The organism is Cohnella hongkongensis (genome assembly GCF_042654645.1).
GTDB lineage: Bacteria > Bacillota > Bacilli > Paenibacillales > Paenibacillaceae > Cohnella > Cohnella hongkongensis.
This window is the reverse complement of sequence record NZ_JBHSEP010000007.1, coordinates 136,390-159,596: the sequence shown is the minus strand read 5'-3', so window position 1 is coordinate 159,596 and position 23,207 is coordinate 136,390. Positions and strand designations below refer to the sequence as shown.

Sequence of the window (23,207 nt, the reverse complement as noted above, 5' to 3'; positions counted from 1 at the left end):
GCCGAACCTGGAACCGATCAACTCCACAATCTTTTCATTTTCTGCATAAATCCGGTCAGCCCCCGGCTGGCCGGCTCTGCCCTGTCCTCGAGCAAAAACCGGGAAGCGATCCGATCGATGCCGCGCATCGCCTCGCTTTTGGGGAACGCGACAGACAGCGGAGTCTGCCGCCTGACCGCCTTCGAGACGCTGGCATCGTCGGGGATAAAGCCGAGCACCGGGATATCGATGCCGATGTACTTGCCGGCCACCTGGCGAATATTCTCCGCCGTCCGGGCGCCCTCCCGATCGTCCTCGACCCGGTTGACGACGAGCCGAAACGGCACCTGGTGGCCCATGGAGCTCACCATCTTGATGAGCGCGTACGCATCGGTAATCGACGTCGGCTCGGGCGTCGTCACGATGATCGTCTCCTCGGACGCGGCGATGAACCTCGCCGTCTCCTTGGACAGTCCGGCGCCCGTGTCGAACAGTATAAAGTCGACATGGCCGTGCAGCTTGCCGATCTGATCGGCGAAATATTCCAGCTCATGTTCCCGGAGCCGAACCAGATCCTGAAACCCCGAGCCTCCGGCGATGAACTGCAATCCGCTCGGTCCGACCTGGATAATCTCCCAGATCGACTTCTCGCCCTTCAGCAGATGGATGAGGTTGTACTTCGCCGGCGTCCCCATCAGCACGTCGATGTTCGCAAAGCTGATGTCCGCATCGAAGAGCAGCACGCTGTAGCCTCGATTTTGCAGCGCCATTGCGAAATTCAGACTGAAATTGGACTTGCCGACCCCTCCTTTGCCGCTCGTGACCGTGACGACCTTGGTCGTCTTCGCCGACTGCAAATCCTTCGAGTGGACCAAATGACGCAGCGCCTGCGCTTGATCAATCATCGCCCGGTTCCCCCAGCAGCTTGCGAACCAGCTCTTCCGGATCGAACGTCCTGATGTCGTCCGGCACCGTCTGCCCGCAAGTATAATAGGAAATGCGGAAATCGAACTCCTTAACGAGGTTGACGATGGCGCCGTACGACTCCGTCTCGTCGAATTTGGTCAGCAGCAGCTGGCGGACTCCGTATTTCGAGAATTGAGAGGCAACCGCCTTCAAGTCGGAATATTTGCTCGTCATGCTCAGAACGAGAATCGTCTCCGCTCCCTCCGCCCCCGAGAGAAGGCTGTTCACCTCGGAGACGAACAATTCGTTGCGGTAGTTCCGGCCGGCAGTATCCATGAACAGCAAGTCCCGATCGCTTAATTTGTGATAAGCGCGAGTTAATTCTCCGGGCGAGAACACCACTTCGAGCGGCACGTTCAGAATGTCCGCATACGTTCTGAGCTGATCCACCGCGGCGATCCGGTACGTGTCCGCAGTAATGAATCCGACGCTCCGCTGTCCGCCGAACGCCTGGTCGGCCGCCAGCTTGGCGATCGTCGTCGTCTTGCCGACGCCTGTCGGTCCGACGAAATGAACGATGCGCGTCGCTTGGTCGATGCCTGCTCCCTTGGCGCCGCTCAGCCAGTCCAGCAGCACGCCGCGCGCCGCTTCGTAATCGTCCCGGCCTTCCTCCTCGCCTTCCTTCAGCCGGCCCCCGACCGCTTCGGCGAACTGCTCCACGTACACGGGCTCTACGCCCTGCTCGGCCAGCCGCTTGCTCCAGTTCAGAACGGAATCGGGAATGGAGCGATGCGTCTGCGGCTTCGTCATTATCGGCTTCGTGATTTGGGCCATCATTTCCCGCAGGGTGCGGAGCTCCTGCAGAACGGCTGCCGTCTCGTCCCGGGACTCGCCGTCGCGCGGCTCCTCCGGCTTCTGGCCGGTTGCCGCCAGCGCGTCCGAGCGGAGCCGGTCGGCAATTCCCGTTCGGAGGCGATCCAGCGGGTCGCCCTCCGCCTGCTCCTCGGCCGGCGGCGGTTCGACGCGCGGAAGCGGACCTTCCGGCGGAACCGGGATCCGCGGGAGCGGATCGGCCGGCGGCGCCTTCGCTGCGGGAAGCGGACTTCCGGCCGGCTGGCGGCCGCTGTCGGCAAATGGCGGCTGCATGTACTTCTCCCTAACGGCGTTCGACGGAAGCGGCGCAGCCGCCGCCGGCTCCATAGCCGGAGCCGGAGCCGGCGCTTCGACCGGCTTTCTGAGCGGTACGGCGGCCCGCGGGGGAGCTTTGCGCGCGGTCTCGTCGACGGCGGCGATCACTTCCATCCGTTTTTGGCGGAACATGCCAAGAAATCCGCCTACGCGGATTTCTTTCGTATTCAAAATAACGGCATCGGAACCGAGCTCGGAACGGATCATCTGCACCGCTTCCGGCAAGTCGTCGACTATGTACCGTTTGACCTTCATGCGCTCACCACCCCAACGCTCTGCACTTCAATGCTAGGTTCCAATTCGCTGTACGAGATGACGGGAATATCCTGCAGGCTTCTTTCCAGCAGCTGGCGCAAATACATCCGGATCGTCGGCGATGTCAGGATGATCGGCTGCTGACCCGCCTGCACCAACCGATTGACTTGCTCGGTCAACCGCTGGTAGATCGCCTGGGAAGAAGCCGGATCGAGAGCCAGGTAGCTCCCCTGGTCGGACTGCTGCACCGCCTCCGCGATTTTCTTCTCTACGGCCGGGCTGACCGTAATGACCTTAAGCGGCTCCGCCGGATTCGCGTACTGCTGGGTAATTTGTCTGGACAGGCTCTGTCTGGCGTACTCCGTCAGCACGTCCGGGTCTTTCGTATACTTGCCGTAATCCGCCAGCGTCTCGAAGATGGTGACCAGGTCCCGGATCGAGATTTTTTCCTTCAGCAGCTTGGACAGCACCTTCTGCACGTCTCCGACGCTGAGAATCGACGGAATGAGCTCCTCGACGAGCGCCGGATACGTCTCCTTGACGCTGTCGATGAGCGCCTTCGTCTCCTGGCGGCCGATCAGCTCGTGCGCATACTTCTTGATCACTTCGGTCAGATGGGTGGCCACGACCGAAGGCGGATCGACGACCGTATAGCCGGCCATCTCCGCGCGTTCCTTCGTCGCTTCGTCGATCCAGAGCGCCGGCAGCCCGAACGCAGGTTCCTGAGTCTCGATGCCCGTTATGGAATCGTCTTCGAACCCGGGACTCATGGCCAAGTAGTGATGTATCAGTAATTCGCCACGAGCTACCGTATTTCCTTTCATTTTGATCACATATTCGTTCGGTTTTAGTTGAATATTGTCGCGAATTCGGATCACGGGGACGATAAGCCCCATCTCAAGCGCGCATTGCCGCCGGATCATAATAATTCTGTCGAGCAGATCCCCGCCCTGCTGCGTGTCCGCAAGGGGAATAAGCCCGTAGCCGAATTCGAATTCGATCGGATCGACCTGCAGCAGGCTGATGACGCTCTCCGGACTGCGCACCTCTTCGATCTGCTTTTCCTCGACGAGCATCTCCGCTTCCTGCTGCTCCCGGTTCAGATTTTTCTGCAGCCGGTATCCGGCGAATCCTAATATCGCGGCGTACGGCAGCGTGCTGAGCAGCGGAATAGGAGTGGCAATGCCGAGCAGCGCCACCGTACCGCCCACGATGTACAGAAGCCTCGGATACCGAAGCAGCTGCTTGCTCATATCGTCGGCCATATTGCCTTCGGAGGCGGCTCTCGTCACGATGATGCCGGCAGCCGTACTGATCAGCAGCGCCGGAATCTGGCTGACGAGCCCGTCGCCGATCGACAGCACGGAATAGGTTTCAAGCGCCGTCATGACGTCCATGCCGTGTATAGCCATGCCGACGATGAAGCCGGCGATCAGGTTAATCAGCACGATAATAATGGAGGCGATCGCATCCCCCTTGACGAATTTGCTGGCGCCGTCCATCGCGCCGTAGAAATCGGCTTCCTTCTCGATTTTCTCGCGGCGCTCGCGCGCCTGCTGCTCGTTGATCAATCCCGCGTTCAAGTCGGCGTCGATGCTCATCTGCTTGCCGGGCATCGCGTCGAGCGTGAACCTCGCTCCGACCTCGGCGACGCGCTCGGAGCCCTTCGTAATGACGATAAACTGCACGACGATAAGAATCAGGAAAACGACAAAGCCGACGGCCAACTGCCCACCGGCTACGAACCGGCCGAACGTATCTACGACGTGGCCGGCTTCCGCCTCGGACAAGATCAGCCTTGTCGTGGACACGTTAAGCGCCAGTCGGAATACGGTCGTAATGAGCAGCAGCGTCGGAAAGATGGAGAAATGCAACGCATCCTGTGTATTCATTGCAATGAGCAAAATCATGATGGCTATGGAAATGTTGATGATGAGCAGGACGTCCAGCAGCCCGGTGGGAATCGGAACGACCATCATCAGGACGATGCCGATGACGCCGATTAATATGCTCAGGTCCTTTATCTTCATGACGCCACCCCACTCCTAATCCATCTCGTCTGATCTCTTCGCCTTACCTCCGGCCCTTCAGCCGGTATACGTATGCCAGCACTTCCGCGACCGCCTGGAACAGATCGGCGGGAACGCTTTGTCCCACTTCCGTTCTCTCGAATAACGCGCGGGCGAGCGGCTTGTTTTCCATCGTTATGACGTCGTTCTGCTTGGCGATCTCCCGAATTCTCAAGGCGATGTAATCCTGGCCTTTGGCCACCACCGTCGGGGCGTCCATCTTGGCCGCGTCGTATTTGAGCGCGACCGCGAAGTGAGTCGGGTTCGTAATGACGACGTCCGCGCCCGGCACTTCCTGCATCATCCGCATGAGCGCCATTCTGCGCTGGCGTTCCCGGATCTTCGCCTTGATCAGCGGGTTGCCCTCCACGTTTTTGTGCTCGTCCTTGATGTCTTGCTTGCTCATTCTCAAGTTTTTTTCATATTCGTAACGCTGGTACATCATATCGCCGATCGCGAGAATGAAGAGAAGAACCGCGATAAACAGGCCCAGACGCACCGTCAAGCTGGTAACGAATGCGAAAATGTCCGGTATCGGCAAAAAGGCGAGGTCGAGCAGCCGTTTCCTCTCCGACCACAGCACCATAAACACGATAACCGCAACGCAGACGAGCTTAAGTCCGCTCTTCAGGAATTCGACCAGCGACCGCATTCCGAACAGATTTTTGGCCCCGCTGATCGGATTGAGCTTCTCCAGCTTGGGCTGGAGCGGCTCGAAGGTGAACAGCCAGCCGATCTGAACGTAATTGGCGGCGAATGCGATGACAACGACGATGATGAACACCGGCGCCATCAGAATCAGCATCTGGATCGCGTAGTGGTTAAACAGCGCAAGAACGTTGCTGTCCGTGACCTGCATGTTCAAGCGATGCAGGAAGGCGTCGCCGATCAAGGAAAGCAGCTGCTTTTCCAGGAACGGTCCGACCATGACGAGAAAGCAAATGCAGGCAAGCAGGATCAGCGTGCTCGGAATTTCTACGCTTTTGGCGACTTGGCCCTTTTTCCGGCTCTCCTGGCGCTTCTTCGGCGTCGCCTTCTCCGTCTTCTCGCCGGCGAACAGCTGCAAATCCATCCTCAGGCGATTGCGGAGCATGACTTCACCTCCTGAACTGCGCGCCATGGATTCGGCTAGCTCCTTATCATCACAAACAATTGCTCAAGCGCCTGGAACATCCGATCGAAAATGATCTGAAACAGCGTGCCGAAGCCGGGAATCAGCAGAACGAGCAGCGCAAGTCCAAGCAAAATTTTCAGCGGAAAGCCGATCACGAATACGTTGTATTGCGGAGCCGCGCGCGCCAGCAGAGCCAGTCCGAAATCGGTCAGGAACATCGCCACGACGATCGGAGCGGCAATCTGCAGCGCAAGCAGGAACGTCGCCGCGAACGTATGGGTCAAAAACTCCGTCACGCTTCCGCCGTAGTAAATCCGAAACAGATCGTTGTCGAGCGGCAGCCACCGGTAGCTGTCCATGATGGCCGACAGCAAGTAGTGGTGGCCGTTCATGGCGAGAAATACGAGAATCAGCACCATATATTTCAGGTTCCCGAGAATCGGAGAAGACACTCCGGTCACCGGGTCCACGATGTTCGCCATCGCCAGTCCCATCTGCATATCCATCAGCGATCCCGCAGTCTGAACGATCGCAAAAAACAAATAGGCTACGAATCCGATCAGCAGGCCGGCGAACACCTCGCGAAAAATGGCCAGTATGTAGGTCGCGTCCGCCGTCACCTTCACGTCGAAGCCGATGCTCAGGAAGACGATCAGAGAGACGAAAAAGCCGAGTCCGATCTTGAGCGTGGCCGGAAAGTTCCGGGAAGAGAAGACCGGAGCCACTACAAAAAACGCTGTAATTCGACAAAAGACAAGCAGAAAGGCAGGGAAGACCTGCATGAGAATATTCATATCAAGTCACCCAATGTACTTCTCCAAATTTCCTAGCAGACGCGCCGTGAAATCGACCATGATATTCAGAATCCATGGACCGAAAATCAGAAGCGCGAGGAAAACGGCGATGATCTTGGGGACGAAAGCAAGCGTCTGCTCCTGAATTTGGGTCGTCGCCTGAAAGATGCTGACGCTAAGGCCGACGACCAGAGCGACGATCAGCAACGGCGCGCTCACTTTCAATACGGTAAACAGCGCTTGGCCCGCAAGGCCGATAATAAACTCGGTTGTCATTGGCTTTCCCTCCCGCCTTCGAGTGCCCGATTCAAGGACTAAAGCTGGTCAACAGAGACTTCACGACAAGATACCAGCCGTCGACGAGCACGAAGAGCAAAATCTTGAAGGGCAGCGAAATCATGACGGGCGGAAGCATCATCATCCCCATTGACATTAGCGTACTGGCCACGACCATATCGATGACGAGAAACGGAATAAAGATCATGAAGCCCATCTGGAATGCCGTTTTTAGCTCGCTGATGGCGTAGGCCGGTACAAGAACGGTCATCGGAATGTCTTGAAAAGTGGCCGGCTTCTCGGTTTTCGTGTACTTCATGAACAGGAGCAGATCTTTCTCCCGCGTATGCTTGTACATGAATTCCTTCATCGGTACGGAGGCTTGCTCCAAAGCTTCCGTCTGACTGATTTCGCCAGCCAGATACGGCTTGAGCGCCGTTTCGTTCACTTGCGATAATGTAGGAGCCATAATGAACAGCGTCATGAACAGGGCCAGACCGATCAACACTTGATTGGGCGGCATCTGCTGCGTTCCCAGCGACGTTCGAACGAAGCCGAGAACGATGACGATGCGCGTGAAGCTCGTCATCAGCACGAGAATGGCCGGGGCCAGGCTCAGCACGGTAATGAGCAGGAGCAAGGACAGCGCCGATGCGCCGACGGGCTCCGAGCCGTCGCCGAGCGTCACCCCAATAATGGGGTCGGCGTAGGCGGACGCTTGATAGCCGAGCAGCAAAGTCTGCAGCGTCAGGAAACTATATAAGATTTTTTTTCTCATCGCTCATCTGTCCGATCTTCAGCACGGTTGTCCTCCAGCAGCTGCTCCGCCCTCAGCCTTCTCTCGGAAAGCTGGCGGAGCCGGTCCTCCAGCGACTTCTCGAAGCTGGGGTCCGTGCCGGAAGAGTTGGAGACGACGTCCTCGCTCCGAGGTTGATTGCGCTCCGTCCACTTGCGAAGCCATCCAGGCAGCGCCGGTCCCGTGCTGGCCATATCGGCTTCGTGCTCCGCCAGCAAAACATCGACGACTTCCGGGTCGGTAATCGACTCGAGCAGCGTAATGTTCTCTCCGACGCCAAGCACGTAGATTCGCCCGTTCCATTCCACGACCTGCATCGACTTGTTCGTGCCCAGCGGGAACCCCCCGAGCGAACGCAGCGACCGGTTCATTCCCCAGCCGCGATTGCGCCTCGCGAGATACCTCAAAACGAACACGATCAAGCCGATGATCAGACCGAGAACAGCGAGCACCTTGATCAATTCCCAAGCCGAGCCCCACGACGACGTATCCGGCAGTTCATCGGCAAGCCCGTATGTTCGCATGAATCTTCGACGCTCCCGACTTAGCCCAACGTTTTCTTGATCGCTTCAATGACGCGGTCCGCCTGGAACGGCTTGACGATAAAGTCCTTGGCGCCGGCTTGAATGGCGTCGATAACCATCGCTTGCTGGCCCATTGCGGAGCACATAATGACTTTGGCGTTGGAGTCGAGCTTGCGGATCTCCTTGAGCGCCGCAATGCCGTCCATCTCCGGCATCGTAATGTCCATAGTGATCAAGTCCGGATTCAAATCCTTATATTTTTCGATCGCTTGGGCGCCGTCCTGCGCTTCCCCTACGACCTCGTACCCGTTTTTCGTTAGAATATCGCGGATCATCATGCGCATGAATGCTGCGTCGTCAACGATGAGAATGCGGTTTGCCATTTCTGTTTCCTCCCGATTAGCTTATTGGATTTTTTGGACGCGATCCCATTGACTGACGATATCGGTAACGCGCACCCCGAAATTCTCGTCAATGACGACGACCTCGCCTTTAGCTATCAACTTGTTGTTTACAAAGATGTCGACGGGTTCGCCGGCCAGCTTGTCCAGCTCGATAATCGAGCCCTGAGACAGCTCCAAAATATCCTTAATCTGCTTTTTCGTACGTCCGAGCTCTACCGTCACCTTCAACGGAATGTCGAGCAGCAGATTAAGATTCGTTTCATCCGCTTGGGCATAGCCGCCGCCCTGGAAGCTGGCGAATTGAACCGGGTTGACGTTAACGTTTCGGTTCATGCCGCCTCCGCCGAGCGACTGCGGATAGCCCGGCGGGGGCGCGCCGTATCCGGGCGGCACGGCTGCCATCGGCGGCGCCTGATGCGCCGGAGGAGGCGTCTGGGCCGGCTGAGCGGCGTAAGCGGCAGGCTGGGCCGGAGACGCGGCCGCAGGAGGCGGCGTCGGCTGAGCGGCGGGCTGCGGCTCTGCAGACGGCTCGGACACGCCCCCCATCAAGGAGCTTACCAGCTCTTTGGCGAACGGCACCGTGAGCAGCTGCATGATCGAGGAATCGATCAAGTCCCCGATTTTCAGACGGAAGGAAATTTTGACGAAGATGTCCTCTTGCGGCAGATTGCCGACTCCGGAATTGTTCTTCACGTCCATAATATCGATGCCCGGAGGCGAAATGTTGACCATCCGGTTGAAGATCGTCGACATCGAGGTGGCGGAGGAGCCCATCATCTGGTTCATCGCTTCCTGGACGGCGCTAATATGAATCTCGTTCAGCTCTTCCGTCGTCACATTGCCTTCGCCGCCCAGCATCAGGTCGGCAATGACCTGCGCGTCATGCGATTTGATGACGAGCGAGTTAATGCCCTCGAAGCCTTCGACGTAGCTGACGTGAACCGCGACGTGAGGCTTCGGAAACTCCGCCTCGAAATGCTCTCTGGCGATCGCGGACACGGTAGGCGTCGTAATATCGACTTTCCGGCCAAGCAAGGTCGAGAGGGCCGTAGCCGCGCTCCCGAACGTAATGTTGCCGATTTCTCCAAGCGCGTCCCGCTCGAGCGGAGTCAGATAGTTATCGATCGAAATGGCGCCGCCCTCGGCCGCCGGAGCCTCGTCCCCTCCGCCGGAGGATTGGTTCAACAGAGCGTCGATCTCCTCCTGGGATAAGTAATCTTTACTCGTCATTAATCTCATCTACTCCTTCGCTGACGATTTCTTGGATCTGAATCGCCATTCTCTCTCGCAGCATGCCCGGACTCGCAATAAACTTCACATTGTCGCCGACCTTGACTTCAAGGCCGTCCGAAGTCCCGCGATTTAAGGTAATGACGTCCCCTACCGCCAAATTCAGAAACTCCTGCACGGAAATGTACGAGTGGCCCAGCTCCGCGATAATCGGCAGCTTGGCTTTGTGCACGCGCTGCTCGAGAATTTGCTGTTCTTCCGGCGCGCGCGTCTTTTTCTGCGACACGAACCAATGGTGGACAGACAATCTCGGCATGATCGGTTCAATGACGACATGAGGAATACATAGATTGATCATCCCTGTCGTCTCGCCGATTTTCGTGCTGAGCGAGATGAGCGCGATCGTCTCGTTCGGGGACACGATCTGCATAAACTGGGGATTCGTCTCCAGCCCCTCCATACGCGGCTGCGTATCGATGATCGTCTTCCAGGCCTCCTGAAGGCTGTCGAGCGCGCGGCTGAATATTTTCTCCATAATGATCGTTTCGATCTCCGTCAGGCTGCCGATCTTGCTCGGAGCGCTCCCGCCTCCGCCCAGCAGCCTGTCCAGCATCGCGAAAGCGACATTGGGATGTACCTCCAGAACCATGCGGCCTTCCAGCGGCTCCGCCTCGAAGATGTTCAATATCGTCATCTTGGGAATGGAGCGGATAAATTCGTCGTAAGGCAGCTGCTCGACTTGGACGACGCTGATCTGGACGAACGTTCGAAGCTGCGCCGAGAAGTACGTCGTTAAGTATCTGGCGAAGTTCTCGTGAATACGGGTCAAGCTGCGTATGTGGTCCTTCGAAAAGCGGGTCGCGCGCTTGAAATCGTAAGCGCGAACCTTCTTCTGCGTATCTTCTTTCTTCAGTTCCTCCGCATCCATCTCGCCCGACGACAGCGCCGCGAGCAACGCGTCAATCTCATTCTGCGACAGTACATCTACCAAATCTCTCACCCCTTTCTCGAGCCTCTGCGGCAAGATCGCTCGAACCGCCGGCCATACGCTTGCTCCGGATTTCTTCTCTATTAAATAGGAGTCATGACAAATCCTTTGATTCCGACTTTAAGCAGCGTGCCCTCGGTAATGACGGAATTGATCGAATTGATCAGCCCCGCGGCCAGCTGGTCCTTCCCTTTCGTTCCGCTCATCTCTTCCGGGGTCATCACCCAGAGCGCCCGGTTAACGATCGGTTTGATTTCGTTTTCCTTGATCTTGTCGAACTCTTCCTTCGCCTTCTCGCTGTCGAACTGGAACGACAAGCTGACTTTGACCACGTAGTCCGTGTCCGCAAGATTCGTACTAATATCAATCAATTCGGATGTGACCTTAACCATTTCATCCGCAGATATTGGCTCCAACTGCACGTTCTCCGCCACTTCCTTCGCCGCAAGTTCGGGATCCTTCTTGTTGTCTCCGAACAGGTTGTTCCAGAAGTAGAACGTAACAACGACAATCAACGTAATCGCCAATAATAGCGAAACGAGCCATGGCAACAATTTTCTCATGACGTAGCTCCCTCCGATTGCGAGTCCGCGGGACTGGTTACCGCCGCCAACACGCCGATACTGCGTAAGTAATGCCGGATTGCCCGGATTACATCCGAAGAATTTTCGATCACAATGAACTTTCTTCCTGTCGTAAGCGTAATGATCGTATCCGGCGTCTCTTCCACCGTCTCGATCAGCAGAGCGTTGAGATGCAGCTTCGTGCCGTTCAATCGCGTCACTTGAATCATAACTGGGCCTCCCCCAGACTGCCGGGAGAAGGGCCGCGGCCCTTCCCCGACAGGAGATCAATTACCGTTTCAGGTTCACGACTTCCTGCAGGATTTCGTCGGATGTCGTAATGATTCTCGAGTTCGACTGGAAGCCGCGCTGCGCGACGATCATTTCCGTGAACTCGTTCGTCAGATCGACGTTGGACATTTCAAGCTGTCCGGAGATGATGGCGCCGGAGCCGGTTTCTTCGTTGGCAGCAAGTCCTACAACCAATTCATCCGCATCAGCGTTCGGCGTCATTCGGTACAGATTGCCGCCGACCTTCTCAAGACCTCCCGGGTTGGAGACGACCGCGACTCCGATGAAAATCCCGGTCGGTTCGGCCGTTCCGTCCGCTCCGATCGAGATGATCTCTCCAGTCTGAGAGATCGAGAAGGCAGTTACTCCTTCATCTAGTTGAATAAGAGCCCCCTCTCCATCATCACCAGCCAAAACAAACATCCCGTCTGCATTGACCAGTTGACGGTTGGCATCCAATGTGAAGTTACCCGCACGAGTCAAGTATCTCGGACCTCCATCCGCAGGGGTAACTACGAAAAATCCGTCACCATCTATACGCAAATCAGTAGATTGACCAGTCGTCATGGCACTGCCACCTGTGTGGATCGTATCAATGGATGCGACGGTAACACCAAGACCGACTTGCTTGGCGTTGACGCCGCCCTGCTCGCCTTCGATCGAAGCGGTTACGCCCGCCATCGACTGGCTCAGAATGTCCTTGAACATGACGCGGCCCGCTTTGAACCCGACGGTGTTGACGTTGGCGATATTGTTGCCGATGACGTCAAGCTTCGTCTGAAATCCTCTCATTCCGGATACGCCGGAATACATAGAACGCAACATAGAGTGCCTACCTCCATTAAGGTGGATTAAGCCGCTTCAATCGGTCGGCGGCCTCGGGCTTCCTTCGCAGGACCGGCCCGGTTGTTCTTTAGCTGACGACGACGGCGCTGTCGATTTGCGTAAAAATATGCTCTTTTATCGAAGGGCCGTCCATCGCGGTAACGACGGTCCGATTCGGAACGCTGACGATCATGGCAATGTCCCGGTATAAGACCAAGGAATCCTTGGCTCCTTTGGCTGCAGCCTGCTCTACGGCGCTGGCGATTCGTTCGATCTGGTCCGGCTGCAATCGGATGCCTCTCTGCTCCAGGCGCTGCTCGGCATGATGGCTGAATTTCAGCTGCTGCCGACTGAGCAGTTCCTTGAAGGTGGTCCCTTCGGCGTGAATCTCCTTGTTCCGATCCGGCGGCCGATGGCCTTGCAACGGTCCCGTACGCCCTGTCGTCAGGTGCCCGACGAGCAACGGGTTATTCATTCTCCGTCACCTCCGGCTGCTCCTCGCCGGTCCCGGGGTCTTCCGCGGATGGCTCAGAGATGGAGATGACCTTATCGATCGGAACCGCTAGATCGCCGACCTGCGCGTACTGCACGCCGCCCGTCCAGATGATCGAGCTGACCGTGCCTCTCTGCACGACGTTTTCTCCGCTCGAATCCACTTTTTCCGCGTACCATTCGATCTGCTTGCCGATGAGGCCCGTAGCCATGCCGGCCGACTGCTTAAGCGCCGTAATTTCCTTGGTCATGTTCACCATCTGCTCCAAGGAAGAGAACTGCGCCATCTGTGCGATAAATTCCTTGTCCTGCATCGGCTGCATCGGGTCCTGATGGCGAAGCTGCGTCACCAGAATTTGCAGAAACTCGTCCTTGCCGAGCTGCTTGACCGGTTCTCTGGCTGCGGCCTGCACGTTCTGGGAGGAATAGTACGGCCAGATGTTCTTCGTGCTGACGTTGTCAGCCACATCACTCACCTCCTCATGCCTCGCCGTTAAGCGGTGACGTTAATCGAGCTTCCGTAACCGATCTCCTTCAGCGAGGAGCTGCGTTCGAGCTCGGCCGAGAATACGGCGGATTCCTCGTTTCCTTCGTCGCTTCCGCGTCCTTTGGAGCCGCCCTCTCTGCCGGAATTCGAATTCCGGTGCTCCTGCTGCTGAAGCGTCGCGCCTTCGGAAGCCGAAGATTGCTGAACGACCTCGAGACGTTCGACCTGCAGCCCCTGTCCGCTCAGCGAAGCTCTAAGCTGCGCCATCTGATTTTCCAGAAGCTCCTTGGCTGCCGGATTGTCCGCAATGAATTGCGCGGTCAGAACGCCATTGTTCATGACGATGCGGATATCGACTTGACCGAGATGCTGCGGTGTCAGCGTCAGCTTCGCTTCGGATATGCCGTTGCCCTGCGTCAGCTGAAACTGCTTGACCAAGTACTTGCCCATCTGCTCGGCGAACTGCTGGATCGGAACCGGGGTCGGCATCGGCGTCGGCGCTTTAGCCGCCGGGGCCTCCGCATTCAGCAGTCGATCGTTCTGCATCAGCGTCCATACCGGCCGGGACTCCGAAGCGGCTGTCGGTTCCGGCGCATCAACGGTCTGAGCGCCCGTATTCGCCGTTTCGGCTGCGGCGGTCACTTGGAACCGCCATACCGGATCGCGCAGCGCTTGCACCGGGCGCCGCGCTTCTTGCGAAGACGACGACGTCTGCGCTGCCGCCTCTTTAGCGACCGCTGCGCCGGCATTCAGAGCGTTATCGGCTTTTCCGGTCGATCTGGCGAGCTCGGCTTCTCCCGCTTTGGCTTCTTTCGCTGCCGAGGATGCTGCCGTGATCGAGACCAGAGTGTCCAGCGCCGCCTTGATCGGCCCGGTCGCCGCCGCCGCTTGCTCCGGCGTCTCCTTGCCCGACGCGATCGCTTCGGTCAGCTGAGCGACGACGTCGCGCAGCGTCTGGACGAGCGGCTTGGACAGCGTCGTGTTCAAGGCAATGTCGACCGTATGCCCGGCGTCGGCCGCGTTCATAAGCGCGGTATCCGCCGTCGGCTGAGCCTGGCGAAGCTGATCGAGCAGTCCTTGCAGCACCGCCAGCATAGCTGCGAGCTGTTCCTGCGCCTCTGCCGAGAGCTCCGTTCCCGGCTGCTCCAGCAGCGTCAGCTGCTCGGCGAGGTTCTCCAGCAGCGCCAGCAGATCCTGCGTTTCGCTGAGGCTGTCCAGAGCGCCGGCCGTTCCGATCAGACCGGTCAGTCCTACGGGAAGAGACATGCCGCCGCCGCTTTCGCCGGTCTGAGCGGAAGCGCCGCCGTCGATCGCTTGCACCAATGCGCCCGCGAATCCGCTGCCGCCTTGCGAAGCGCCTTGCGCGCCGCCCGCGGCGGGTGTCGTCGTTTGTGCGACTGTTGTCGGTGCGGATGTAATCACCATGTTCATCTTGTTTTCACCTCCTTTCCCAAGGGAGTGGCGTTACGGATTGGCCGGCATCAGTCGGCTGATCAGATTAGCGGCCGCTTTGTTGTCGATCGTCGACAACTCGTTCAGCACCTTGGCCCGCGCATCGTTATCCATCGCGTGCAGTATCCTTAGCGCTTTGCTCTGCGCGGTCGTCGACATCTGCAGAAGCAGCTCGGCCGCCTTCTTCGGATCCATGCCGGAGAAGGTGCGGTTTAATTCCGCCGTGTCCAGCGCGGTAGCCGTGTCTCCCGGACTGTTCTCGAGTTCCTTGATCCGGGATTGGAGCGCCGCGATCTCCCGGTCTTCGACCGTTTCCGCATCTTTCAGCTTCATCGTAACGTCGGCCGCTCTTTTCGGAGTCATTCGCTCCAGTACGCGTCCGCGTTCGTTCTCCGACATCGCGCCGAGCACGAGTGCGGACTCTTCCAGCGTCATGCTTTCCAGAATCGGAGCCGCCTTGCTGGGAGTCATCTTCCCGTACATGTTCGCGAGCCCCTTGATGCGGGACTGATAAGCCTCGCTGGAAATCGTCTGCTCCTCGCCCGCCTTCGCCAACTCGTCCAGCTGCAGCTGGAGCTCCTCCAGCTTTTTCTTCTGATCCTCGTTAAGCGCGGTCGCTTGCTTCAAGGCGGTCTCGCGATCAGCCAGAAGGGCGTTCAGCTCGTCGATCTTGGCCTTGGCGTTGCTGACCGACAGCACTTCGTCCGACTGCGCTTCCGGCGCTTGCGGACTTTCCGGATTCGGCAGGATCGATCGGATCACCGGTATTTTGTTGCCGATCTCCAGCGCCGCATTGCGCCATTCCGCATTGAACATCAGCAGCAGCACGCCAAGCAGCACCGCAGTAAACAAGATCGGGGTAATAAAAAAGAGAAATCGCTCGAACCCGCTGTAACTGCTTTTTTCCACGTCCGCGCCCGCCACGAATTCTCCTCCCTTCTCCTGCGACCGAGAGTCTCCGTTACCTTCTCGAGGAGGAGGCCGCTCTTACGATCGCGATTTCATCCAGTTCGTTTTGTTCCTTGGCCATCCGATCGCGCCTGAACCGCTCCAGCGCGCGATCCCGCGCGTTCAGCCACACTTTCTCGTCCACCATCTTGTCCGTCAGCTGACTTTGGCGCTTGCGCACCTGGTCCTCCGCGGAACGAACGCCTTCATGCTGCTTGCGAATTCTTTCGTCCACAATCTGTATGTATCGCTCGGTCGCCAGCAGCTCGGTCAGAGGCGTCGGCCGACCGGCGGTCGACATCATTTCCTCCTCCAGCCCTTGACGCTCCTCGTACAGCTTCCTTAACCGCTCTTCCTCGGTTCTCAGCTTGCCGAGCGAAGAGGCGTATTCCCATTCGGCCATCGATTTCTCGCTGCCCTTCAGGTCTACGATTTTCTGCAAAGGATATCGGAATGCCATAATCGCTTATCCTCATCTCCTGTAAAAATCGATAATGAGCCGTTCCTGCGCTTCCTGCAGCGTCACTTTTTCGTTCGTTCTTTGCTGCGTGTACGTTCGAATCAGATCGTAATACTGAATGGCTTTGTCGATCTCGGCGTTGGAGCCTCTCTGGTACGCGCCGATATTGATCAGGTCCTCGGAATCCCGGTACACGGCCAGCAGCTTCTTCAGCTGCTCCTCGCTGACGATATCCTTCATCACCCGGCTGACGCTCGACAGCACGTCGATCGCGGGAAAATGCCCTTTGTTCGCCAGGCTGCGGTGCAAAACGATATGACCGTCCAGTATGCCGCGCACGGCGTCGGCGATCGGTTCGTTCATATCGTCCCCGTCGACGAGGACGGTATAGAAAGCGGTGATCGAGCCCGCAGGTCCCGTGCCCGCACGTTCCAGCAGCTTGGGCAGCGCCGCGAATACGGAAGGGGTGTAGCCCCTCGTCGCCGGCGGCTCGCCAATCGCCAGTCCCACTTCGCGCAAAGCCATCGCATAGCGTGTGACCGAATCCATCATCAGCATGACGTTCATCCCGCGATCGCGAAAATATTCGGCGATCGTCGTGGCGATGAGCGCCCCCTTCATCCGGATCAATGCCGGCTGGTCGGAAGTCGCGACGATGACGACGGACCGCGCCAGCCCTTCCGGTCCGAGATCCTTCTCGACGAACTCCAGCACCTCGCGTCCGCGTTCCCCGATCAGGGCGATCACGTTGACGTCGGCCGAAGTATTCCTCGCGATCATGCCGAGCAGCGTGCTCTTCCCTACGCCCGATCCGGCAAAAATCCCGATCCGCTGCCCCTGCCCGACGGTCAGCAGGCCGTCGATCGTCCGGACGCCGACGCCGAGAGGCGTCGTCACTCGCGGACGACTCAGCGGGTTGCCGGGCGTATTGTTCGTCGAATAGTGCGGCATGCGCACCGACAGGCGGGTGCCGTCCAGCGGCCTGCCCAGCCCGTCCAGCACTTTGCCCAGCAGCTCGGAGCCGACCTGCACCGTCAGCGGGTTGCCCGTCGCGACGACGTCGCAGCCCGGGCCGACCGAATGCAGTTCGCCAAGCGGCATCAGCAGCACCCGGTTGTTGCGAAAGCCGACGACTTCGGCCAGCACGGGCTTGCCGCCCTTCATCGGATGAATCGTGCAGACGTCTCCGATGCTGGCGTCCGGGCCTTCGGATTCCACGGTAAGACCGATGATCTGAATGACTTTGCCGTTCACCCGCATCGGATCGATGTCCCGAAGCGTCTCCGTATACCGGCCGATATCAAGGAGCGCCATCCGGTTCTCCCCCTTCGCTGCGATGGGCCGCTACCCGAAGCAGCTGCTCCCGGATCGATTGCAGCTGCGTATCGACGGTCGCATCGATGCTGCCGAAAGCCGATCTCACGATACATCCGCCGTCTTGAATGGAAGCGTCGGGCACGACCTGCAGCTCCGCTTGGGCGTCGAGCACGAGCGCGAGCTCGTCCTTGGCCGCTTGCACGTAAGAGAATTGGGAGGGAGACACGCAAAGCACGATGACGCCTTGCTCCTTCCTTCTCGCCAAAGCCTTCTCGAACAGCTTCATCGCCATCTCCGGAGACTTGGCCAGCTTGCGCTGCACGATCTTCTCCGCGATCGAGCAGCTAAGCTCCACGAGGAACGACTCGCCCTCGGTAATGATCGACTCTTTGGCCGTATAGGCCTGACGGACGATCTCTTCCGCTTGGCGGAGCTGTTCCTCGTACTGCCTTCGCAGCTGCTCCTCGGCTTCGGCCGCCCCTTTGCGATAGCCTTCTTCGTAGCCTTCTCGGCTCGCTTCCTCGCGAACGCGGCCGTCCTCCTCGCGCCGGGACTGCCACCAGGCTTCCGCGTCCCGCTCGGCGGCCGCCTTCAGCTCCTCCGCATCCGCCTTCGCCTGCCTTACGATCTGCTCGGCCGCCGCCTCGGCGTCGGCAATGATGCGTTCCTTTAACGATTGTGTTTCGACATCCGGCTCTTGATTTCCTTCGCCATCCTTGCCGGAATCCGAAATATTTTGCGGAACGGCCGCGATTCTCTGGATCAGTTCCAATCTCTTCAGATCGTCCAGCGACACGACATTCGAGGATTTGATCAGATTAGACAATGATATCGTCTCCTCCGCCGCGAGCGATAATGATCTCTCCGGCCTCTTCCAGTCTGCGAATCGTCGCTACGATGCGGGTCTGCGCCTCCTCTACGTCGCGCAGGCGCACCGGACCCATATACTCCATCTCTTCCTTGAACGTCTCGGCCATCCGTTTCGACATATTTCTGAAGATCGATTCGCGCACCTCTTCGCTCGCGACTTTGAGCGCAAGCTGCAGATCCGCATTCTCGATATCGCGAATGATGCGCTGGATGGAACGGTTGTCGAGATTGACGATGTCCTCGAATACGAACATCCGCTTCTTGATTTCCTCCGCCAATTCGGGATCCTGGATCTCGAGAGAATCCAGAATCGTCCTCTCCGTCCCGCGGTCTACGCCGTTCAGGATTTGAACGATCGCTTCGATGCCTCCGGCGTTCGTGTAATCCTGGGTTACGGTGGAGCTGAGCTTCTGCTCGAGAACCCGCTCGACCTGAGCGATCACGTCGGGAGACGTGCTGTCCATCAGCGCGATTCTCCGCGCCACCTCGGCCTGCTTCTCCTGCGGCAAGGACGAGAGCACCGCGGACGATTGATCGGGCTGCAAGTAGGAAAGCACGAGCGCGATCGTCTGCGAGTTTTCGTTCTGGATAAAGTTCAAGATTTGCGAGGGCTCGGCCTTCCGAGCGAAATCGAACGGGCGCACCTGCAGCGTCGCCGTCAGACGATTCAGAATGTCCAACGCCTTCTGCGAGCCGAGCGCCTTCTCCAGAATTTCTTTGGCGTACGTGATGCCGCCCTGCGTTATGTACTCCTGTGCGACGCAGATTTGATGGAATTCGCTGAGAATCTGATCCTTCTCTCCGGCGTCCACCTTGCGCACGTTGGCGATTTCGAGCGTCAGCTGCTCGATCTCGTCATCGCGCAAGTGCTTGAACACTTGCGCGGACACTTCCGGTCCGAGGGTAATGAGCAGAATGGCCGCTTTCTGCCTCCCGGACAATTGAAATCCTTTCGCCACCGCTGCCACCTCTATTCATCCACCAGCCAAGTCCGGAGAAGATTGACGAATTCATCCGGCTTGCGCTTGGCCAGGCCTTCCAATTGCTTGCGAACTTGGCTCTCGTTCGTAACGTTCTCGATATCGATCGTCGGCATCTCCGGGCGCGGAGCTTCCGCAATCGCGACCTCTTCCTGCGCCGCTTTGCGACGGCGGTAGATATAATAGCCTCCGCCTCCGAGCAGGGCAAGCGCGAGCAGTCCCGCTCCGGCCAGCCAATACGTCGAGCTCGACAAGCCTCCCGACGGCTCCGCCGCGCCACCGAAGGATTGCGCGATAACCGACACCCGCTGCATCAACGCTTCCTCGGACAAGTCCAGTCCGGACTCGGCCAGAAGCACTCTTGCGCTCCTCAGGAGAACCCCCTGGATCTCGTCCAATTGCTCCTGAGTCATGTTGGCAGAATTTACACCAACATTTATCGATAAATCCTTAACTTTATACGGTCCGTAGTCGATATTATTAGTAATGCGGTTCACTTCGTAGTTGACGGTGCTGCTTACCCTCTCCGAAGACGAGGAGCCCGCGCTGCCCGCCGCAGGGTAATTGGTCACGTCGGTCTCGCCCGTGCCCGCAACCCCGCCTGCTTGCCCGTCTTCGCCTTGGAACGTTTCGCTGGAGTCCTGACGGCTGATCTCAATGCCTCTGTTGTCGTTGTCCGGCAAAGGCTGAACAAGCTGCTCCTGAGACGTTTTTTTGTCGAAGTTCAAAGAGGACACGACGCTGACGACTATGTTGTCCATCCCCACGATCGGATACAGGAACTGCTGGATGTTTCTCTTCAGCGTGTTCTCGAACTCGCTCTGGATGGCAAACTGCGTTTCATAAAGCGCCCCGCCGATCCCGGTCCCTCCGCCCAGCTTGGCGGACGGCGTCAAATCGCCGGTGCTGCTGCTGATCGTAATGTCGTTGATGTCCAGGTTGGGAACGGCCGACTTGACGAGATTGTAGTAGCTGTCGATCTCGTCCTGCTTGGGACGGAAGCCCGGCTTAAACGTAATGACGACAGCCGCGATCGCCTTCTCCCGGTCCGATTCGTTCAGAAACACCGAATCTTCGGGCAGCGTAACGAGCGCTTTTACCTGTGCAACGCCCTGCTTTCTCAGCAGCAATTGCTGAACTTCTCCGTTGAGCGCATTACGAAACTTGACGTTAAACTCCTGATCCGTCGTTCCGATCGCCGATGAACCTTTGCTCAGTTCCGGAAATCCGATCGACCCATTCTCAATAAGTCCTTGCGATCCGACTGCCACCTTGACCTTGGAGGCGGAAGCACTCGGCACGTAGATGCTCGTTCCCGCGTCGCCTAGCTGGTAGCTGATGCCGCTGCCGTCCAAGTATTCCATAATCGCGGCGGCATCGGCGCTGTCCAAATTCTGAAAAGCGAGTTCGTACTGCGTTCTGGTGAATAAATAAGTCAGTAATATAATGGCAAAAAGCAACAAGGCCGCTGTTGAGGCGAGCACCCACTTTTGCGTCCTGCTATACTGGTTCCAGAAACCGAGCAGCTTTTCTCGAACCTGTGCCCACTTCTCGTTCACAATTTCACCTCGCCTGCGGTTATGAAGAACGGAGAAGGCGGAATAAGCATGCGCGCCTTCATCCTTGGATTGAGTCCGCTTCGATCGTCTCGATCAAAAGATTAAACCTGCATGCGCATAATTTCCTGATAGGCCTCGATGACCTTGTTGCGAATTTGCCCGGTCAGAGAGAGGCTGAGCTCCGCTTGCGAAGCGGCGATTATCACTTGGTTCTCGTCGACTTCCCCGATTAGAAATAGATCGTTCATCTTATGTACGTTCTGCTCTTGGGCCGCCACGCCGTCAATGGCGTTCTTCAGATACGAGGCGAAGCTTTCCGTCGCCTCGGCCGGCGTCGCCTTCGTCTGGTTCAAGCCCAGCTGATTCGCTGCGCTTACGGGACTGATCGTCGAAATCGAGTTCGTAATCAAGCTAACACCCCTCCAACGTTATTTGGGAATTCATCGCCAAGCCCCGGATCGGCCCGCCTTACCGGCCCATCTCCAGCGCCTTCATAAACATCGCTTTTCTGGCGTTCAGAGCGGTCACGTTAGCGTCGTAAGACCGGGTGGCCGCAAGCAGATCGACCTGCTCCTTCAGCATATCCACGTTAGGCATATAAACCATTCCGTTGGCGTCCGCATCGGGATGCGTCGGATTGTAGACCTGCTTGAAAGGCGCCGAATCTTCGCGAATGGACGTTACCCTGACGCCCTGCGCGGACGAGCCGTTCATCTGCTGGCTGAGCACGTCCTGAAACCTGGGCTGAACGGCCTCCATGACGACCATCTTGCGGCGATAAGGGACGAACTTGCCGTCGACGTACCCGGCTCGCGTCGTCTCCGCATTGGCGATGTTCGCCGCGATGACGTCCATGCGAAGCCTTTGAGCCGTTAATGCGGAAGCGGTGATATCGAATCCTCCAAGCTTCATCCGTTATACACTCCCTCGAATCCCGATTCTCATCATCTTGACCTCGTGGTTCACCTGCTGCGACATCAGATTGTATCTAAGCTGGTTCTCCGCGAGGAGAGCCATTTCTTTTTCGATATCCACGTTGTTCTTGTTGTTGTTCATCGCCGTCGACTCGTCCGTGACCACCTTCGGAGCCGGGGCCGGGTAAGAGCCGTTAATCGGAATATGACGGCTGTCCGTCAGCCGGCCCCCGAGCGCGCGGGTGCTCTGCGAGCCGATCGCTTGCGCCAGCATCTCTTCGAAAACGACGTCGGATCTTTTGAAATACGGCGTCTCTTGATTCGCAATATTGTTAGACAGCACGCGATATCTCATCCCAGCAGCGTGAATGGCATTCTCCAGCCGCTGAAACGATGCGCCGCTTAACAATTCCATCATTGTCGCCCCTTTCCGCTCGTTACATGTCGCAACATGAGATAATCTTCATTTTCGCTTCCAGCCCAGATCTTCGCTTGTGTAATTCCACGCCAATCCCCTAAATTCCTGCTTGAAACGACAAGACTTTTGCCGTTTTTACAAAAAAAACAACACAATACGACAAATTAGAATTTTCTAAGATCCATCATCTCCGACATGCGTTCACGTGACAATAAGAAAAAAGCCCTAATCTTCCCAAGGAAGACCGGGGCTTGGATGGGGCTGTTCAGCTGTCTCGACGGCGCTCCAATTCCTGAAGCAGCTGGGCGTTAAGAATGCGGATATACGTGCCTTTCATGCCGAGCGAGCGGGTCTCGATCACCCCGGCGCTCTCCAGCTTCCTCAGCGCGTTGACGATGACAGATCTTGTAATGCCGGCTCTGTCCGCGATCTTGGAAGCGACGAGAAGACCCTCCTTCCCTTCCAGCTCCTCGAAGATCTGCTCGACGGCCTCCATCTCGCTGAAGGAAAGGGAGTTGACCGCGACCGTGACGATCGCCTTGCTTCTGGCCTCGGCTTCCCGCTCGTCGATCCTTTCTCTCAGAATCTCCGTTCCTATAATTGTGGAGCCGTATTCCGCCAGAATTAGATCGTCGTCCCCAAAGGCCTCCCGTTCGCGGGATAGGACTAAAGTACCTAATCTGTCGCCGCCTCCGATAATAGGCACGATGGTGACCATCCCGTTGCCGAACGCCGCTTCTATCGGGGTTAAAATTTCCTCATTTGAAGAGACGTTCGCCGCCGTCTCCGAAATCCGCAGCAGGCGGTCGTTCGTCTCGGACGGAAATCGGGGGCCGCCCGATTCCTCCCTGTGCAGCCACATCTCTGGAAATCCCGCCGAATGCGCCATGCCGAGCACTTTTCCCTTCCTGCTCAGCACGAATACGTCGCCCTGCATCGTCTCGCGCAGCCTTTCCGCCATCTCGCGGAAATTGAGCGGTTTGCCCGCCGCCTCCTGCAGCAGCCGGTTCAGCGTTCGGGTTTTCATCAACAGCGTCATGAATGTGCTTCCTCCTAATGCGACAAGCAAGTACAACGACACCGCCGTCCGGGACGGCGGCATACGTTA

The 23,207-nt window shown here is 57.7% G+C and carries 27 protein-coding genes; all 27 read right to left on the bottom strand.

The window, feature by feature from the left end; all coding sequences use genetic code 11:
* Window positions 1–17 precede the first annotated feature (17 nt).
* Window positions 18–884, bottom strand: a complete 867-nt coding sequence (locus ACFO3S_RS11975) for a MinD/ParA family protein (protein ID WP_378095832.1) — start codon at window positions 882–884, stop codon at window positions 18–20.
* Window positions 877–2,328 (bottom strand): flagellar biosynthesis protein FlhF, encoded by a 1,452-nt coding sequence (flhF, locus tag ACFO3S_RS11970; RefSeq protein ID WP_378095829.1) that lies wholly within the window; start codon window positions 2,326–2,328, stop codon window positions 877–879. The genes ACFO3S_RS11975 and flhF overlap by 8 nt, the downstream gene beginning before the upstream one ends.
* A complete protein-coding gene (gene flhA, locus ACFO3S_RS11965) occupies window positions 2,325–4,358 on the bottom strand; it encodes a flagellar biosynthesis protein FlhA (RefSeq protein ID WP_378095826.1) in 2,034 nt (677 codons plus the stop codon). Before flhA ends, flhF begins: the two co-directional genes overlap by 4 nt.
* A 43-nt stretch (window positions 4,359–4,401) precedes the next feature.
* Window positions 4,402–5,490 (bottom strand): flagellar biosynthesis protein FlhB, encoded by a 1,089-nt coding sequence (gene flhB, locus ACFO3S_RS11960; protein ID WP_378095823.1) that lies wholly within the window; start codon window positions 5,488–5,490, stop codon window positions 4,402–4,404.
* Between the two features lie 35 nt (window positions 5,491–5,525).
* A complete protein-coding gene (gene fliR / locus ACFO3S_RS11955; RefSeq protein ID WP_378095820.1) occupies window positions 5,526–6,305 on the bottom strand; it encodes a flagellar biosynthetic protein FliR in 780 nt (259 codons plus the stop codon).
* A 6-nt stretch (window positions 6,306–6,311) separates the two neighbouring features.
* Window positions 6,312–6,581 (bottom strand): flagellar biosynthesis protein FliQ, encoded by a 270-nt coding sequence (gene fliQ, locus ACFO3S_RS11950; RefSeq protein ID WP_378095817.1) that lies wholly within the window; start codon window positions 6,579–6,581, stop codon window positions 6,312–6,314.
* Window positions 6,582–6,612: 31 nt separating this feature from the next.
* The gene (gene fliP, locus ACFO3S_RS11945) at window positions 6,613–7,359 is read right to left on the bottom strand and encodes a flagellar type III secretion system pore protein FliP (protein ID WP_378095814.1); all 747 of its coding nucleotides are present in this window, start codon (window positions 7,357–7,359) and stop codon (window positions 6,613–6,615) included.
* Entirely contained in the window at window positions 7,356–7,901 is a 546-nt protein-coding gene (locus ACFO3S_RS11940) for a flagellar biosynthetic protein FliO (protein WP_378095811.1), read from the bottom strand. Before ACFO3S_RS11940 ends, fliP begins: the two co-directional genes overlap by 4 nt.
* Window positions 7,902–7,921: 20 nt before the next feature.
* Window positions 7,922–8,284, bottom strand: coding sequence for a response regulator (locus ACFO3S_RS11935; RefSeq protein ID WP_094043389.1), 363 nt, complete (start codon window positions 8,282–8,284; stop codon window positions 7,922–7,924).
* Window positions 8,285–8,305: 21 nt separating this feature from the next.
* Window positions 8,306–9,535: a flagellar motor switch phosphatase FliY gene (gene fliY, locus ACFO3S_RS11930; protein WP_378095808.1), complete on the bottom strand. Its 1,230-nt coding sequence runs from the start codon at window positions 9,533–9,535 to the stop codon at window positions 8,306–8,308.
* A complete protein-coding gene (gene fliM, locus ACFO3S_RS11925) occupies window positions 9,525–10,526 on the bottom strand; it encodes a flagellar motor switch protein FliM (protein WP_378095804.1) in 1,002 nt (333 codons plus the stop codon). Before fliM ends, fliY begins: the two co-directional genes overlap by 11 nt.
* A gap of 80 nt (window positions 10,527–10,606) precedes the next feature.
* On the bottom strand, window positions 10,607–11,086 hold the full coding sequence (locus ACFO3S_RS11920) for a flagellar basal body-associated FliL family protein (RefSeq protein WP_378095801.1): 480 nt from the start codon (window positions 11,084–11,086) through the stop codon (window positions 10,607–10,609).
* Window positions 11,083–11,316 carry a flagellar FlbD family protein gene (locus ACFO3S_RS11915; RefSeq protein WP_378095798.1) on the bottom strand — a complete coding sequence of 78 codons (234 nt, stop codon included), beginning with the start codon at window positions 11,314–11,316 and terminating at the stop codon, window positions 11,083–11,085. Before ACFO3S_RS11915 ends, ACFO3S_RS11920 begins: the two co-directional genes overlap by 4 nt.
* Before the next feature lie 61 nt (window positions 11,317–11,377).
* Window positions 11,378–12,202 (bottom strand): flagellar basal body rod protein FlgG, encoded by an 825-nt coding sequence (gene flgG, locus ACFO3S_RS11910; RefSeq protein ID WP_378095795.1) that lies wholly within the window; start codon window positions 12,200–12,202, stop codon window positions 11,378–11,380.
* 88 nt (window positions 12,203–12,290) lie between these two features.
* Window positions 12,291–12,677, bottom strand: a complete 387-nt coding sequence (locus ACFO3S_RS11905) for a TIGR02530 family flagellar biosynthesis protein (RefSeq protein WP_378095792.1) — start codon at window positions 12,675–12,677, stop codon at window positions 12,291–12,293.
* Window positions 12,670–13,161, bottom strand: a complete 492-nt coding sequence (locus ACFO3S_RS11900) for a flagellar hook capping FlgD N-terminal domain-containing protein (RefSeq protein WP_378095789.1) — start codon at window positions 13,159–13,161, stop codon at window positions 12,670–12,672. The genes ACFO3S_RS11905 and ACFO3S_RS11900 overlap by 8 nt, the downstream gene beginning before the upstream one ends.
* A gap of 26 nt (window positions 13,162–13,187) precedes the next feature.
* Complete coding sequence (locus tag ACFO3S_RS11895; RefSeq protein ID WP_378095784.1) at window positions 13,188–14,612, bottom strand: flagellar hook-length control protein FliK; 1,425 nt, start codon at window positions 14,610–14,612, stop codon at window positions 13,188–13,190.
* Between the two features lie 33 nt (window positions 14,613–14,645).
* Entirely contained in the window at window positions 14,646–15,557 is a 912-nt protein-coding gene (locus tag ACFO3S_RS11890; protein WP_378095779.1) for a MotE family protein, read from the bottom strand.
* A gap of 37 nt (window positions 15,558–15,594) precedes the next feature.
* Window positions 15,595–16,041: a flagellar export protein FliJ gene (fliJ, locus tag ACFO3S_RS11885; RefSeq protein ID WP_378095774.1), complete on the bottom strand. Its 447-nt coding sequence runs from the start codon at window positions 16,039–16,041 to the stop codon at window positions 15,595–15,597.
* 12 nt (window positions 16,042–16,053) lie between these two features.
* Window positions 16,054–17,355 carry a flagellar protein export ATPase FliI gene (fliI, locus tag ACFO3S_RS11880; RefSeq protein ID WP_378095770.1) on the bottom strand — a complete coding sequence of 434 codons (1,302 nt, stop codon included), beginning with the start codon at window positions 17,353–17,355 and terminating at the stop codon, window positions 16,054–16,056.
* Window positions 17,342–18,184, bottom strand: a complete 843-nt coding sequence (gene fliH, locus ACFO3S_RS11875; protein ID WP_378095768.1) for a flagellar assembly protein FliH — start codon at window positions 18,182–18,184, stop codon at window positions 17,342–17,344. The genes fliI and fliH overlap by 14 nt, the downstream gene beginning before the upstream one ends.
* Entirely contained in the window at window positions 18,177–19,187 is a 1,011-nt protein-coding gene (fliG, locus tag ACFO3S_RS11870) for a flagellar motor switch protein FliG (protein WP_378095765.1), read from the bottom strand. The genes fliH and fliG overlap by 8 nt, the downstream gene beginning before the upstream one ends.
* Before the next feature lie 11 nt (window positions 19,188–19,198).
* Entirely contained in the window at window positions 19,199–20,767 is a 1,569-nt protein-coding gene (fliF, locus tag ACFO3S_RS11865) for a flagellar basal-body MS-ring/collar protein FliF (protein WP_378095762.1), read from the bottom strand.
* 101 nt (window positions 20,768–20,868) lie between these two features.
* Window positions 20,869–21,177 carry a flagellar hook-basal body complex protein FliE gene (gene fliE, locus ACFO3S_RS11860; RefSeq protein WP_378095759.1) on the bottom strand — a complete coding sequence of 103 codons (309 nt, stop codon included), beginning with the start codon at window positions 21,175–21,177 and terminating at the stop codon, window positions 20,869–20,871.
* Window positions 21,178–21,235: 58 nt separating this feature from the next.
* Complete coding sequence (flgC, locus tag ACFO3S_RS11855) at window positions 21,236–21,679, bottom strand: flagellar basal body rod protein FlgC (RefSeq protein ID WP_378095756.1); 444 nt, start codon at window positions 21,677–21,679, stop codon at window positions 21,236–21,238.
* Window positions 21,680–21,682: 3 nt separating this feature from the next.
* On the bottom strand, window positions 21,683–22,096 hold the full coding sequence (gene flgB, locus ACFO3S_RS11850; protein WP_378095754.1) for a flagellar basal body rod protein FlgB: 414 nt from the start codon (window positions 22,094–22,096) through the stop codon (window positions 21,683–21,685).
* Between the two features lie 268 nt (window positions 22,097–22,364).
* Window positions 22,365–23,138 (bottom strand): GTP-sensing pleiotropic transcriptional regulator CodY, encoded by a 774-nt coding sequence (gene codY, locus ACFO3S_RS11845; RefSeq protein WP_378095750.1) that lies wholly within the window; start codon window positions 23,136–23,138, stop codon window positions 22,365–22,367.
* Window positions 23,139–23,207 lie beyond the last annotated feature (69 nt).

Bases quoted from the DNA above. Each gene is read 5' to 3' on its own strand.
- ACFO3S_RS11975 (WP_378095832.1), bottom strand. From the start codon at position 884: ATGATTGATCAAGCGCAGGCGCTGCGTCATTTGGTCCACTCGAAGGAT.
- flhF (WP_378095829.1), bottom strand. From the start codon at position 2,328: ATGAAGGTCAAACGGTACATAGTCGACGACTTGCCGGAAGCGGTGCAG.
- flhA (WP_378095826.1), bottom strand. From the start codon at position 4,358: ATGAAGATAAAGGACCTGAGCATATTAATCGGCGTCATCGGCATCGTC.
- flhB (WP_378095823.1), bottom strand. From the start codon at position 5,490: ATGCTCCGCAATCGCCTGAGGATGGATTTGCAGCTGTTCGCCGGCGAG.
- fliR (WP_378095820.1), bottom strand. From the start codon at position 6,305: ATGAATATTCTCATGCAGGTCTTCCCTGCCTTTCTGCTTGTCTTTTGT.
- fliQ (WP_378095817.1), bottom strand. From the start codon at position 6,581: ATGACAACCGAGTTTATTATCGGCCTTGCGGGCCAAGCGCTGTTTACC.
- fliP (WP_378095814.1), bottom strand. From the start codon at position 7,359: ATGAGAAAAAAAATCTTATATAGTTTCCTGACGCTGCAGACTTTGCTG.
- ACFO3S_RS11940 (WP_378095811.1), bottom strand. From the start codon at position 7,901: ATGCGAACATACGGGCTTGCCGATGAACTGCCGGATACGTCGTCGTGG.
- ACFO3S_RS11935 (WP_094043389.1), bottom strand. From the start codon at position 8,284: ATGGCAAACCGCATTCTCATCGTTGACGACGCAGCATTCATGCGCATG.
- fliY (WP_378095808.1), bottom strand. From the start codon at position 9,535: ATGACGAGTAAAGATTACTTATCCCAGGAGGAGATCGACGCTCTGTTG.
- ACFO3S_RS11920 (WP_378095801.1), bottom strand. From the start codon at position 11,086: ATGAGAAAATTGTTGCCATGGCTCGTTTCGCTATTATTGGCGATTACG.
- ACFO3S_RS11915 (WP_378095798.1), bottom strand. From the start codon at position 11,316: ATGATTCAAGTGACGCGATTGAACGGCACGAAGCTGCATCTCAACGCT.
- flgG (WP_378095795.1), bottom strand. From the start codon at position 12,202: ATGTTGCGTTCTATGTATTCCGGCGTATCCGGAATGAGAGGATTTCAG.
- ACFO3S_RS11905 (WP_378095792.1), bottom strand. From the start codon at position 12,677: ATGAATAACCCGTTGCTCGTCGGGCACCTGACGACAGGGCGTACGGGA.
- ACFO3S_RS11895 (WP_378095784.1), bottom strand. From the start codon at position 14,612: ATGAACATGGTGATTACATCCGCACCGACAACAGTCGCACAAACGACG.
- fliJ (WP_378095774.1), bottom strand. From the start codon at position 16,041: ATGGCATTCCGATATCCTTTGCAGAAAATCGTAGACCTGAAGGGCAGC.
- fliI (WP_378095770.1), bottom strand. From the start codon at position 17,355: ATGGCGCTCCTTGATATCGGCCGGTATACGGAGACGCTTCGGGACATC.
- flgC (WP_378095756.1), bottom strand. From the start codon at position 21,679: ATGAAGCTTGGAGGATTCGATATCACCGCTTCCGCATTAACGGCTCAA.
- flgB (WP_378095754.1), bottom strand. From the start codon at position 22,096: ATGGAATTGTTAAGCGGCGCATCGTTTCAGCGGCTGGAGAATGCCATT.
- codY (WP_378095750.1), bottom strand. From the start codon at position 23,138: ATGACGCTGTTGATGAAAACCCGAACGCTGAACCGGCTGCTGCAGGAG.